Origin of the sequence: Ralstonia sp. AU12-08 (genome assembly GCF_000442475.1) — a bacterium.
Classification (GTDB): domain Bacteria; phylum Pseudomonadota; class Gammaproteobacteria; order Burkholderiales; family Burkholderiaceae; genus Ralstonia; species Ralstonia insidiosa.
The window spans coordinates 191,542-204,486 of record NZ_ASZV01000008.1; the positions used below are offsets into that span (position 1 = coordinate 191,542).

General features: G+C 65.1%; 10 protein-coding genes. 6 read left to right on the top strand and 4 right to left on the bottom strand.

Annotation, left to right across the window (positions count from 1 at the left end; genetic code table 11):
* Positions 1-48: 48 nt before the first annotated feature.
* Positions 49-1,137: a zinc-binding metallopeptidase family protein gene (locus tag C404_RS36450; protein ID WP_031328971.1), complete on the bottom strand. Its 1,089-nt coding sequence runs from the start codon at positions 1,135-1,137 to the stop codon at positions 49-51.
* Between the two features lie 244 nt (positions 1,138-1,381).
* Here C404_RS36450 and C404_RS36455 point away from each other — a divergent pair, with 244 nt between their 5' ends.
* Genes C404_RS36455 through C404_RS36470 form a run of 4 tightly spaced genes read left to right on the top strand, consistent with a single transcriptional unit; the run spans position 1,382 to position 8,617 of the window.
* Positions 1,382-4,795: a transglutaminase family protein gene (locus C404_RS36455; protein WP_021193691.1), complete on the top strand. Its 3,414-nt coding sequence runs from the start codon at positions 1,382-1,384 to the stop codon at positions 4,793-4,795.
* Positions 4,796-4,816: 21 nt separating this feature from the next.
* Positions 4,817-7,405, top strand: a complete 2,589-nt coding sequence (locus tag C404_RS36460; RefSeq protein WP_031328972.1) for a circularly permuted type 2 ATP-grasp protein — start codon at positions 4,817-4,819, stop codon at positions 7,403-7,405.
* The gene (locus C404_RS36465) at positions 7,405-8,304 is read left to right on the top strand and encodes a transglutaminase family protein (protein ID WP_021193693.1); all 900 of its coding nucleotides are present in this window, start codon (positions 7,405-7,407) and stop codon (positions 8,302-8,304) included. Before C404_RS36460 ends, C404_RS36465 begins: the two co-directional genes overlap by 1 nt.
* 28 nt (positions 8,305-8,332) lie before the next feature.
* Complete coding sequence (locus C404_RS36470) at positions 8,333-8,617, top strand: hypothetical protein (protein WP_021193694.1); 285 nt, start codon at positions 8,333-8,335, stop codon at positions 8,615-8,617.
* Here C404_RS36470 and C404_RS36475 read toward each other — a convergent pair.
* From C404_RS36475 to C404_RS36485, 3 genes are all read right to left on the bottom strand, one after another.
* Positions 8,614-9,999, bottom strand: coding sequence for an LLM class flavin-dependent oxidoreductase (locus C404_RS36475; protein ID WP_021193695.1), 1,386 nt, complete (start codon positions 9,997-9,999; stop codon positions 8,614-8,616). The genes C404_RS36470 and C404_RS36475 overlap by 4 nt on opposite strands.
* A gap of 5 nt (positions 10,000-10,004) precedes the next feature.
* Positions 10,005-10,835: a hypothetical protein gene (locus C404_RS36480; RefSeq protein WP_021193696.1), complete on the bottom strand. Its 831-nt coding sequence runs from the start codon at positions 10,833-10,835 to the stop codon at positions 10,005-10,007.
* Positions 10,836-11,008: 173 nt separating this feature from the next.
* A complete protein-coding gene (locus C404_RS36485; protein ID WP_021193697.1) occupies positions 11,009-11,653 on the bottom strand; it encodes a TetR/AcrR family transcriptional regulator in 645 nt (214 codons plus the stop codon).
* 130 nt (positions 11,654-11,783) lie between these two features.
* On the opposite strand from C404_RS36485, the gene C404_RS36490 reads away from it, so the two are divergent.
* Positions 11,784-12,215, top strand: a complete 432-nt coding sequence (locus C404_RS36490; RefSeq protein WP_021193698.1) for a YybH family protein — start codon at positions 11,784-11,786, stop codon at positions 12,213-12,215.
* A gap of 93 nt (positions 12,216-12,308) precedes the next feature.
* On the top strand, positions 12,309-12,740 hold the full coding sequence (locus tag C404_RS36495; protein ID WP_021193699.1) for a VOC family protein: 432 nt from the start codon (positions 12,309-12,311) through the stop codon (positions 12,738-12,740).
* Positions 12,741-12,945: the final 205 nt, after the last annotated feature.

Sequence of the window (12,945 nt, forward strand, 5' to 3'; positions counted from 1 at the left end):
TATTCCCTCGATCCAAATTGGCGCCTGCATCGCACAACATTGGTGCGATCAACCGGGTTTCTTGGCGGAGGCTGCGATGACGCGGTGCACGAAACGCAGCTTGTCGATCACGGGGGATGCCAGCGTGAACGGGTAGCCATCGGGCTGCCCCAGGCTGCGATTGAGGCTGTTGAGCACGTAGGTGAGCGGAAACCAGCGGCTCATCAGGTTGTTGAAACTGGCCTCTTCCACTGGGGTCTGGTCGGTCAGTTCGGGCTCTTGCGGGTGGTCGGGCAGCAGGGCCAGGCCGTACGACACGGCGGTGTCCAGTGCGTCGACCATGTGCAGGTAGTGCGCCCAGGTTTCGGCCCAGTCTTCCCATGGGTGCATGGTGGCGTAGGCGCTGATGTAGTGCTGTGCCCAGTCGGCCGGCGGCCCATTGTCGTAATACGCCTTGAGGGCGTCGGCATAGCTGGCGCGTTCATCGCCAAAGCGCAGGCGGAACGCGGCTTCCCACATCGGCTTGCCGGCAATCAGGCGATCAAAGAAGTAGTGCCCGGACTCGTGGCGGAAGTGGCCAAGCAGCGTGCGATAGGGCTCCCGCAGGTCGGTGCGGGCTTTTTCGCGCGCGGCATCGTCGGCTTCGACAATGTTGAGCGTGATGCGGCCGTGGTTGTGGCCGGTCATCACGGGCTCGCTATCTTCCTTGCTTTGCAGAAATGCAAACTCCAACCCGGTTTCGGGGTTTTCCAGGCGCGATTCCAGTGGCAGGCCCAGCGTCATGAGCGTATAGAGCAGCCGGCGCTTGGCCACCTCCATCTTGTACCAGTAGAACCGGTTTTCCGGCACGGTCAGGTCGGGGATGGTGTCGGTGAACTGGCAGGCGCGGCACAGTGTGTCGGGCGAATCTGCCGGGATCATCCAGTTGCAGACGTTTTCGACCGCGTAGTTGTGGCATTGGCGGTAGAGTTGGCCGTGCGCATCTGGGTGCAGGCTGCGCCAGAGGTTGTCTCCAGCCTCTGCTGTTTCGCCAGTGGCTTCAAACGCGCTGATCTCGCCCACGTCAGGCAGGTAGCCGAGCAGGGCGTCGCAGCGCTCGCACAAGACGTTTTCAAAGAAGACGAGCTGCTGGCAACGGTTGCAGTGGAACGTTTTCATGGTGATCCAGGGGCGGGGCAGGGGCTGGCGTTCGGGGTGCTCGCCAACCAAGATGGTGGGATGGCAGCGGCGAGCCGTCCAGCAAGCGTTGTACCGCATTGGCGTGTCATACGCACGGCCGTGCACGCGTGGCACGATGGCTTGTCGCCCAAAGCCGGGCATGCCGCACAAACGGCATGAACCTTGCTTGAACCGCCCGCCGGCACCGCGCCGGCACGTCATTACGAGCCACCGAGGAGTCCGTGTGTCGATCCGAGTCGCGCTAAACCACGTTACCCATTATCGCTATGACCGGCTCGTCGAGCTGTCGCCGCAGGTGGTGCGCCTGCGGCCGGCGCCGCACTGCCGTACGCCCATCCATTCGTATTCGATGCGGGTGGAGCCGGCCGAGCATTTCATCAACTGGCAGCAAGACGCGTTTGCCAACTACCAGGCGCGGCTGGTATTTCCGCACAAGACGCGCGAGTTCAAGGTCACCATCGACCTGGTTGCCGAGATGGCGGTCTACAACCCGTTCGACTTCTTCCTGACGCCTGAGGCTGAGGAATTTCCGTTCACCTACGACGATGCGCTGGCCGCCGAGCTGGCGCCCTACCTCGTCAAGCGGGAGATGACGCCGCACTTTGCCGCGTTTGTGGCCAGCATTGACCGCACGCCGCGCCGCACCATCGATTTCCTGGTGGAGTTGAACCAGCGCCTGCAGCAGGACATCCGCTACCTGATCCGCATGGAGCCCGGTGTGCAGACGCCGGAAGAGACCCTGTCGCTCGGCTCCGGTTCGTGCCGCGATACGGGCTGGCTGATGGTGCAGACGCTGCGGCAACTGGGGCTGGCGGCGCGCTTTGTGTCCGGCTATCTGTTGCAGCTCACGCCAGACGTAAAAGCCGTCGACGGCCCCAGCGGCACCGAGGTGGATTTCACCGACCTGCATGCCTGGTGCGAGGTCTACCTGCCCGGCGCAGGCTGGATCGGCTTTGACCCGACCTCCGGCCTGCTGGCGGGCGAGGGACACATCCCCGTGGCGTGCACGCCGGAACCCGGCAGCGCGGCGCCCATCTCGGGCGCGGTGGATGAGTGCGAGGTGGAGTTCGAACACACCATGTCGATCACGCGCGTGCTGGAGGCTCCGCGCGTGACCAAGCCGTACACCGAGGCGCACTGGGAAGACGTCGTGCGCATGGGCGCGCAGGTGGACGCTGACCTCGACGCCATGGACGTGCGCCTGACCATGGGCGGCGAGCCCACCTTCGTGGCCGTGCGCGACCGCGATGCCGCCGAGTGGAACACCGATGCCCTTGGCCCCACCAAGCGCAGCTACGCCGTCGGGCTGATGGACAAGCTGCGCCAGCGCTACGGTGCCAACGGCTTCCTGCATATCGGCCAGGGCAAGTGGTACCCCGGCGAGCAGTTGCCGCGCTGGGCGCTGTCGCTCTACTGGCGGGCTGATGGCCAGCCGTGCTGGAATGATCCAACGCTGTTTGCCGACGAACGCGAGCCCGGCCGCTACACCGCTGCCGATGCGCAGCGCTTTCTGCACCATCTGGCGCGCAAGCTGTCGGTGGACGAGCAATGCATCCAGCCCGGCTATGAAGACACGTGGTACTACCTCTGGCGCGAGCGGCGCCTGCCGGTGAATGTCGACCCGTTTGATTCGCGGCTCGACGATGAAATGGAACGCGTGCGCCTGCGCCGCGTGTTCGATGCCGGCCTGTCAGCCGTCACCGGCTACGTTTTGCCGCTGGCGCGCGAACACGATGCCGCGCTGGCCGGTGCGCGCTGGGTGACTAGCCCGTGGTTCTTCCGCGATGACCGCATGTATTTGATTCCCGGCGATTCGCCGATGGGCTATCGCCTGCCGCTCGACTCGCTGCCGTGGGTCAGCAAGAGCGACTATCCGTATCAGCATGCGCACGATCCGTTCGGCCCCATCGCCCCGCTGCGCACGGCGGCGGAGCTGCGCATGCAATACCAGGGGGAGTCTGCCGGCGCGGCAGCGAAAGCCGCATCCGCCGCAGGCGGCACAGGCACGGCCCTCGATGTCCGTATGCCGGCACACAGCGAATCCGCCTCGTGGGTCCACCGCACCGCGCTGTGCGTCGAAGCGCGCGACCCCGCCCGCGCTGCCGGCCCCAAGGTCGAGAGCGACACCTTCGGCTCCGGCCGCAGCCAACTGCACGTATTCATGCCGCCGCTGACGGTGTTGGACGACTACCTCGACCTGCTGGCCGCCGTGGAAGCCACCGCCGCCGAGCTGCAGGTGCAGGTCGTCATCGAAGGCTATCCGCCGCCGCGCGACCCGCGCCTGAAGCTGCTACAGGTGACGCCCGACCCCGGCGTGATCGAGGTCAACATCCACCCCGCCAGCAACTGGGATGACTTGGTCGACCACACCGAATACCTCTACGAATCGGCCCACCAGTCGTACCTGAGCACCGAGAAGTTCATGCTCGACGGCCGCCACACCGGCACCGGCGGCGGCAACCACTTCGTGCTGGGCGGGGCCACGCCGGCGGATAGCCCGTTCCTGCGCCGGCCCGACCTGCTGGCCAGCCTGATTGCGTACTGGCATAACCATCCGTCGCTGTCGTACCTGTTCTCGGGGCTGTTCATCGGGCCGACCAGCCAGGCGCCGCGCGTGGACGAGGCGCGCAATGATCAGGTGTACGAGCTAGAGATCGCGTTTGCGGAGCTGCAGCGTCAGCTCGATCGCCTGGGGGGTGTGGATGGGGCCAACATTCAGCCCTGGCTGATCGACCGCATCCTGCGCAACATCCTCATCGACGTCACCGGCAACACGCACCGCGCCGAGTTCTGCATCGACAAGCTCTATTCGCCCGACGGCCCCACGGGGCGTCTCGGCCTGCTGGAGTTGCGCGGCTTCGAGATGCCGCCGCACGCGCGCATGAGCCTCGTTCAGCAACTGCTGCTGCGCGCGCTGGTCGCCCGCTTCTGGAAGACGCCATACACCACGCGCCTCACGCGCTGGGGCACGGAGCTGCACGACCGCTTCCTGCTCGGCACCTTCGTACAGATGGATTTCGACGACGTGCTCGCCGACCTGCGCGAAGCAGGCTACGCCTTTGAGCGCCACTGGTTTGCGCCGCATTTTTCGTTCCGCTTCCCGCTGGTGGGCGAGCTGCATACGGGCGGGATCTCGCTCACGCTCAGTGCGGCGCTCGAACCCTGGCACGTGATGGGCGAGGAGGGTGCGCAGGGCGGCACGGTGCGCTATGTCGATTCCTCGGTCGAGCGACTGGAGGTGCGCGTGCTGGGGCTGAACGAGAACCGCCACGTGGTGACGGTCAACGGCATTCCCTTGCCATTGCAACCAACCGGCCGCGTAAGCGAGCAGGTGGCGGGGGTGCGGTTCCGGGCGTGGTCGCAGCCGTCGGCCTTGCACCCGACCATTGGCGAGCATGCGCCGCTGACGTTCGACTTGGCCGACACCTGGACCGGCCGTTCGCTGGGTGGTTGCCAGTATCATGTGGCGCATCCGGGTGGACGCAACTACCAGACGTTTCCAGTCAACGCTTATGAGGCGGAAAGCCGCCGCCGTGCGCGCTTCTTCACCACCGGGCACACGCCCGGCCCGATGGAGGTGAGGGCGCCCGAGCGCAGTCTGGAGTTTCCGTTTACGCTGGATTTACGCCGCTACTAATCTCTTCCAGCCAAGCCGATCTTGTCTTACCAGTCGACCCTGCCGCTTGATCCACTACAGCCCGCTGCCGCCCACGCGGATGTGCTGGCCCTCCTTCGCATGTTGCCGGTGCGGGAGGGCCACTGGGATGAGCTGCACGACGCCACGGGCGCGTTGCGTGCGCCGTGGCGGCAGTTTTTCGAGCATGTGCGCGAGGGCGGCTTGGTCGGGCTGGAGCAGGCCCGCGCTTCCGTCGCGCAGCAGGTGCGCGATAACGACATCAGCTACAACGTCTACGCCGACAAGGGCGAGCCCCGCCCGTGGGCGCTCGACGTGCTGCCGTTCCTGATTGATCACGCAGACTGGGCGGTGATCGAGCAGGGCGTTACCCAGCGTGCACGGTTGCTCAACGCCATCGTGGCGGATACCTACGGCCCACAATCGTTGCTTGCGCAGGGGCTGGTGCCGCCTGCGCTGGTGTTCGGCCATCCGGGCTACCTGCGTGCCGTACGCGGTTATACGCCGCCGGGCGGGCACTACCTGCAGATCGTGGCGGTGGATCTGGCCCGCGCGCCCGACGGCACCTGGACTGTTGTCGGCCACCGCACGGAGGCGCCCTCCGGCCTGGGGTATGCACTGGAGAACCGGCTGATCGTCTCCAGCCTGTTTGCCGATGCGTTTCGCGAGTTGCACGCCACGCGTCTCGCGCCAACGTATTCGCAGTTGATCGGCGCGTTGGCCGCTGCCGCCCACACCACGATGCGTGGGGACGAGGCGGGCGGCTCGCCGCACATCGTGCTGCTCACCCCCGGTCCCTTCAGCGAAACCTATTTTGAACACGCCTTTCTGGCGCGCTATCTGGGGGTGACGCTGGCCGAAGGTAAAGACCTGACGGTGCGTGGCGACAAGCTTTATCTGAAGACCTTCAATGGCCTGGAGCGCGTGCATGCTGTGCTGCGCCGCCTGGACGACGTGTTTTGCGACCCGGTGGAGCTGCGCGCCGATTCCACCATCGGGGTGCCGGGTCTGCTGCAGGTGATGCGTGCGGGCAATGTGCTGGTGTCGAACGTGCCCGGCGCCGGGTTTGTCGAGTCACCGGCTGTGCTGGGTTTCCTGCCGCGCATCGCGCAGGCATTGCTGGGTGAGCCACTGGTGCTGCCCAGCGTGCCGACGTGGTGGTGCGGTGAGGCGCTGGCGCGCAATGAAGCGCAGGCCCGATTGACCACCGGGCTGCTGCTGCCAACGTGGCCCGGCTGGCCCAGCGAAAGCCCCGATGGCCCACCCGGCATGGCGCATGGCCAACAGACACTGGCCGACTGGCATGCGCGCATCGATCGGGCTCCCGAGGCCTTCACGATTCAGGCGCCGCTGCCCTATTCCTGCACGCCGCGCTACGAGGCTGGCATGCTGGCCGGCCGGCCCTCGGTGCTGCGCGTTTATGCCATTGCCGATCTGGCTGGCGGCTGGCATGTCATGCCCGGCGGCTTCACGCGCCTCGCAGCCAATCGGCAAGTTTCCCCATCGATGCAAATGGGCGGCAGCAGTGTCGACACCTGGGTGCTGTCGAACCAGCCGCAACCCGCTGCGCCGTTCACGCTGCTACCGTCGCCGATCCGGCCAGCCGATCTGGCGCGCAAGCATCACACGGTATCGAGCCGGGCGGCGGAGAACCTGTTCTGGTCCGGCCGCTATGGCGAGCGCGCCGAGAACGGCGTGCGACTGTGTCGCCTGATCCTCGGCTCGCTGGAAGCCAATGATGCGGACACGATGTTTGCCACGCTGACTGAGTTGGCGTCCGAGTCCGGCCTGATCTTTACCGCCGACGTGTTTGCGCGCAGCAGCCCGCAGGCATTTGAGCGGGCGTTGGTGGTTGGCTTGAGCGAGCAGTCGGGTACGACAGGCATTGGCCAATGCCTGGCTGCGCAGGCGCGAGCGTCTGGCGAGGTGCGCGGGCGCCTATCGAACGACCATTGGCGCACCATCCTTGCGGCACGCAACGATTTTCGCGATGGGCTCGCCAACCTGATGACGGATGGCCCCCATGATCGCGTGGCCCTGGTTGACTTGCTGGAGTACCTGGCCACGCAACTTTCCGCCATCAGTGGCGCGCAGGGTGACCGCATGACGCGCGACGAGGCCTGGCGCCTGCTGTTTGCCGGGCGCCACATTGAACGCGTGTGGGCCATGACCACCTTCCTGCGCGTGCTGGCCGAGCAGGGCACGCTGGCCACAGCCGAGGGTTTTGACCTGCTGCTGCAGCTGTTTGACAGCACGCTGACGTACCGGTCAATGTATCCGGGGCGCCTGGAGGTGCCTGCACTGCTTGACCTGCTGGTGGTTGAGCCGAGTAACCCGCGCGGGCTGTACGGTGTGTATGACCGGCTGCGGACCAAGTTGGGGCAGATCGAGCGCGCCGCTGCCAGTACACGCCGCACGCGGTTTGCGGAGTTGATGCCCGAGGTCGCGACGCTGCCGTCCCTCGAAGCCTTGTGTGAGGTCGATGCCGAGGGGCGCTACGCCAACCTCATCCGCCTGTGCGACACGCTGGGTGACTATGTGGCGGCAGCTTCCAATGAAATCAGCGCGCGCTACTTCAGCCACGCCAGCATTCCGACCGCACAGGTGGCCTGATGGACGCGCACGCCACAGTTCTGTCGGTTTCGCACAGCACCGTCTACCACTACGCGACGGCGGTGGAGACCGCCCAGCATTTGGCCACCATTCGCCCGCGCGCGTGTATGTGGCAGACGATCATTGCGCATCAGGAGCACATTGATCCTTCGCCCTCGTACGTGACCAGTCGCGTGGATGGTTTCGGCAACGACGTGCTGTATTTCTCGCTCGACACGCCCCATGAAAGCCTGCGCATGACCAGCGAGACCACGGTGCAGCTGCTGCCGCGCTGGAGCGGCCTGGACCCGGCCGCCACGCCGGCATGGGAGGATGTCGCGCAATGTCTGCGATATCAGGCGGGCTCCGTGTTCTACCCGGAAGCCGAATTCTGTTTTGCCTCGCCCAACATCGTGCTGAGCCCGGAGTTGCAGGCCTACGCGCGACAGAGTTTTGAGCCCGGGGTGCCAGTGGTGGCCGGTGCCATCAGCCTGATGCATCGCATTCACACCGACTTTGAATACGCACCCACGGCAACCGCTTTCGATACGCCTGCAGCGCAAGCGTTTCGCCTGCGCCGCGGGGTGTGCCAGGACTTTTCGCAGGTGATGATCGGTTGCCTGCGCGCGCTCGGGTTGCCTGCGCGCTACGTGAGCGGCTATCTGCGTACCGAGCCCCCGGCCGGACAACCGCGCCTGATTGGGGCCGATGCCTCGCACGCGTGGGTGTCTGTGTTCTGTCCGCAAAGCGGTTGGGTGGATCTGGACCCGACCAACGATGTGCTGGCCGATCTGGATCACGTGACGTTGGCGATCGGCCGCGACTACAGCGATGTGTCGTTGCTGCGCGGCATGATCCTCGGCGGTGGCGAGCATCGTGTGGAAGTCGCGGTCAGCGTGCAGGAAGTCTCGGCCGCCTGAGCGGCGGTTTGGTCATGCGGGGGGCATCATGAAAAACGAAATTTCCTGGCAAGACCTGCCTGACCCGGCCGACGTGTCGGGCGTCTTCGCTTTTGCCATGTCGTTCAACGGCTATGAAGAGCTGGGCTCGTTTGAGGCGTGCACCAGCGCTGCACGCGAGCGCAGGCGCGCATCGCTTGTCGACTTGCGCAACGAACTGTTTTGCGCCGCGCGTGCGTCGCGCCATGCCGGATCAACGGGCTACCTGGGTACGTACGAAGCGTTGCTTCCGCTCTTTCAACAGATGCTGGGCGCGCCAACGACCAGTGCCTAGGGTTGGTCCGCCAGCTCCTGTGCAGGGTGCCGGCGCCGTTGCGCGCCCGGGTGGGCGTCCGGCAAACGGTCGGCGCCAAACAGTTTGCGGCGCAAGGTGCCAGGCGCATACGCGGTCTTGTAGACACCGCGGTTCTGCAACTCCGGCACCACCAGGTCGATGAAATCCGCATAGCTTTCCGGCGTGACGGTGCGCGCCAGGTTGAAGCCGTCGATGTCGGTCACATCCATCCATTGCTGCAGCGCGTCGGCAACCTGCTGCGGGTCGCCCACGATGGTGGCGTAGCGGCCGCCCAATGCCAGCTGATCAAGCAGTCGCCGCACGGTGAACTGCGTGTCACCGCCAGTGGCGCGGCGGATGGAGGACTCGATCGCATTCGTCTTCACCGCGCGCAGCGGGTCGTCCAAGGCATAGGTCGAATAGTCGATGCCGGAGCCTGCCGAGAAATGCGCAAGACCGGCTTCCGCACTGGCATAGCGTTGGTATTCGGCGAGCTTTTCGCGGGCCAGCTTCTCGGTCTTGTCGACCACGACGGTGATGCCCATGAAGACTTTGACGTCCTCTGCTCGGCGTCCAGCCTGCACGGCGGCTTGCCGCAACTGCGCCACCTGATCGCGCGTGGCTGATTGGCTCTGGCTCGACAGGAACACGCATTCCGCATGCTGCCCCGCAAAGGTCTGTCCACGTGCGGATGAGCCCGCCTGAAACAGCACCGGCGTGCGTTGTGGAGAGGGTTCGCTCAGGTGGTAGCCCTCCACGTCGTAGTAGCGGCCGTGATGCTGGATGCGGTGCACCTTGTCGGGCTGTGCGAACACGCGTGCGGCGCGATCACGCAGCACCGCATCGTCTTCCCAGCTGCCTTCCCACAGTTGGTAGACCACATCAAGAAACTCATCCGCGCGGTCATAGCGCTCGTCGTGCGCGATCTGCTCGCGCAGGCCCATGGCGCGTGCCGCGCTGTCCAGATAGCCGGTGACGATGTTCCAACCGACACGCCCGTCGGTCAGGTGATCGAGCGTGGAAAAGCGCCGCGCAAACAGGTACGGCGCTTCATACGTCAGGTTGACGGTCAGGCCGAAACCGAGATGCTCCGTCACGCCCGCCATGGCGGAAACCAGCATCAGCGGATCATTCACCGGCAGCTGGATCGACTCACGCAGCGTGAGGTCGGCCGATTGCCGGTAGACGTCGTACACGCCCACGATGTCGGCAATGAACAAGCCGTCGAACAGGCCACGCTCCAGCAGCTTGGCGAGGTCGGTCCAGTAGCTGAGCTTGCGGTAGTCGGTGGAGGTGTCGCGCGGGTGGGTCCACAGGCCGTGGTTGATGTGGCCCACGCAGTTCATGTTGAATGCGTTGAGCAGGATCGGTTTCTTGGCCATCGTGTTCAGGCACCCAGGCTGGTCAGGGTGGGCAGCGCATCAGCAGGGCGCTGCAGCAGCACGCCAAGGATCTCGCGCCGCCACGCGTCGTAAAGCGGAACATAGTTGCGCGTATCGATGCCGGCCGCGCGTTCGTTCAGTGCCCACGATTCGCGCAGGTAGTCGCCCAGGAGTACTTGCAGCTTGTCATCGGCTTCCACCACTTCACCGACGAGTTGTTCGCGTTGCGCATCCGATGCGGCATTGAGCTTGTGATGCCACCAGTCGGTGATGAGGATACGGTGCACCTCTTCGTCCGGCATGATGCGGTTCTCGGCAAAGTCGCGGTTGGCGAGATCGAGCACACGCGAGGTACGCCGGTTGACCTGCAGCCGCGCGAGGATGTGGTGCTCGTAGTGGAACTCCCACGCCAGGAAGGCAGCCTGGCTGGTCAGCGGGTAGTCGCCCAGGATGTCCCAGTGGTGGCGTACGTCTTGCGCAATGCGGTCGATCTGGTCGTGCCCCGACAGCACGCGGATGCGCTCGCGCGAGGCCACGGCGTGAAAGCCGTCGTCGCCAATCTGTCGTGAGAGCGCGAGCTGAAACTCGGGCTCGTCGCGAAACAGCCGGTCCAGCCCGGCGCTTGCCAGTTGCACGATGAAAAGATCGTGCGCGGCGTTCCACAGCGCGTAGTCGATCACCCCTTCCCGTTCTTCTGGGGTTTGCGCATCGCGCGGTGGCTCGGTGCGTGAAGGCGGCAGGTGTGGCGCGTGCACGGCGGCGACGCGGTCAAAGAGGTCTTTCTCCAGCGCCGCGCCATAGCGCGCGGGCGTCGTTTCGAGGTGGGTTTGGGTCACGTTGACATCCTGGTCGCGGAGGTTGGCTCCGGTGGATCGGTGTGCGCCACCGCCGGGTGGGCGGGCGCGACAAGGCTGACATCGTTGCATTGAAGGCGACGCAGGCGAACGAAGCGTTGCGCATGTCGTCAGAACCTGCGCGCAGATTGCGCGGCTTCGTCCAGCCGAAGCGGCTACAGGCCGTTCTCCACCATCTCGACCACGCGCAGCGCGATGGCGCCCGTCTGCTCGGGTGGGCGGCCGCGTAGCGGGCCGTCAATGATGAGCAGCGCTAGCCCGTGCACCGCAGACCATGCGAGATATTCAGCGCCCGGACGGCGCTCGGCTGGGAGCACGCCGGCGGCAGTCATGCGGTCGAGTGCCAGGCCTAGCAACTGGAACGGGTTCAGCCCGCTGTTGCCGGCCTTGTCCGGGTCGGCGTCGTTCTCCACTTCATCGGGCACGGCAAACGCGGTGCGGAACAGGCCAGTCTCCATTTGCGCAAAGCGCAGGTAACCCACGCCGATGGCGCGCAAGGAGGCGCGGGCCTGCACATCTTCCGGCCAGGTGGGGTCGATTGCATCCAGTTCCGTTTCCATGGCGCGTGCCAATGCTGCCAGCGCCGCCGCGCGCACCTCCTGCAGCAAATCCAGTCGCCCGGCGAAGTGCCGGTAGGCCGCATTCGGTGCGACGCCAGCGCGGCGCGTTGCCTCGCGCAGCACGATGGCATCTGGGCCGCCGGCACGCGCCAGCTCGATGCCGGCGTCGAGCAGCGCGCGCCGCAAATCGCCGTGGCGATAGGTCGATCGCGCGGGCGGGCGGGGTGGTTCCTGGGTCATGCAATCTCCGCAAGCTTTATGTGGACACTGTTCATTATGTCTGCTATCGTTTGTGGACAGTGTTCACAAATCAACACTAGGCGCTGTTGTCGTAGATTCCAAGGCGCTTTTTTCGTCATCGGAGGCCGACATGACAACTGCAACAAATGCCGCGAATGATGAAGCGCAGGTGCGTGCGCTGATCGAAGAATGGGCCGCCGCCGTGCGCGCCAAGGACGTGGACGCCGTGATGCGCCACTACGCGCCCGATGTGGTGGTGTTTGATGTCATGCCGCCGCTGTTTGTAAAAGGTGCTGATGCCTACCGGCGCAACTGGCAGGGCTGGTTCGATGCGCTGGAAGGGCAGGCTGATTTCCAGTTCGTCGAGTTGCACCTTGAGGTGAGTGGCGACTTGGCCTATTGCTTCAGCGTGAACCGCTTGCGTGCGCGCTATCGCGATGGCGTGAAGCATGATGCGCAAACACGTGCCACGGTGTGCTTCCGCAAGATCGATGGCCGCTGGCTGGTGGTGCACGAGCACGCCTCCGTGCCAATGCCGGTGCCCGAACCAGCGTGCAATTGACGGCGTTCGTTGATGCGTGGCTTCCCCTGACCGTGTGACCCAACGCGCGGCCGGATCTTCACCTGGAGTCCCTACCTACCCCAAGGAGTTGTGATGCAAATTCAACCGTATCTGTTCTTCGAAGGCCGTTGTGAGGAAGCGCTTGAGTTCTACAAGAAGACGCTTGGCGCCAAGGTTGACGTGGTGATGCACTACAAGGATGCGCCCAAGGATGCGCAACCTACCGCCGAGCAGTGTGGCGGCATGGCGCCTTCGCTCGACAAGGTGATGCACGCAGCTTTTCGCGTGGGTGAAACGCAGGTCCTGGCATCCGACGGCATGGCTTCGGGCAAGGCCGATTTCAAGGGCTTCGGGCTGTCGGTGAGTGTGGCTGACAAGGCCGAGGCCGAGCGCACCTTCAAGGCGCTGGGCGACGGTGGTCAGGTGACGATGCCGATGTCGGAAACCTTCTTTGCCAACGCATTCGGCATGGTGGCCGATCGTTTCGGCATCACGTGGATGGTGATTGCGCCCAAGCCGATGTAAGCATTGTGTCGGCGCAAACGGCCACCCGGTGGTGGCCGGTCGACGCAAAGCCGTAGGAAGGTTTGCCTTGGCGCCGGGTGACTGACCGGTGCTAGACTGCGCCCCCACCGGGGCCTTACCAATATCAACGAAACCACCCCCGGGTGGCTGGCCGCTCTGGCCGCGACCCTTCGCATTCCCTGCGCGAAGGTGTCCACTCACCTGC

Excerpts from the sequence above, each read along its gene's own strand:
- C404_RS36485 (WP_021193697.1), bottom strand. The coding sequence starts at position 11,653 with ATGACCCAGGAACCACCCCGCCCGCCCGCGCGATCGACCTATCGCCAC.
- C404_RS36470 (WP_021193694.1), top strand. The coding sequence starts at position 8,333 with ATGAAAAACGAAATTTCCTGGCAAGACCTGCCTGACCCGGCCGACGTG.
- C404_RS36495 (WP_021193699.1), top strand. The coding sequence starts at position 12,309 with ATGCAAATTCAACCGTATCTGTTCTTCGAAGGCCGTTGTGAGGAAGCG.
- C404_RS36490 (WP_021193698.1), top strand. The coding sequence starts at position 11,784 with ATGACAACTGCAACAAATGCCGCGAATGATGAAGCGCAGGTGCGTGCG.
- C404_RS36450 (WP_031328971.1), bottom strand. The coding sequence starts at position 1,137 with ATGAAAACGTTCCACTGCAACCGTTGCCAGCAGCTCGTCTTCTTTGAA.
- C404_RS36465 (WP_021193693.1), top strand. The coding sequence starts at position 7,405 with ATGGACGCGCACGCCACAGTTCTGTCGGTTTCGCACAGCACCGTCTAC.
- C404_RS36475 (WP_021193695.1), bottom strand. The coding sequence starts at position 9,999 with ATGGCCAAGAAACCGATCCTGCTCAACGCATTCAACATGAACTGCGTG.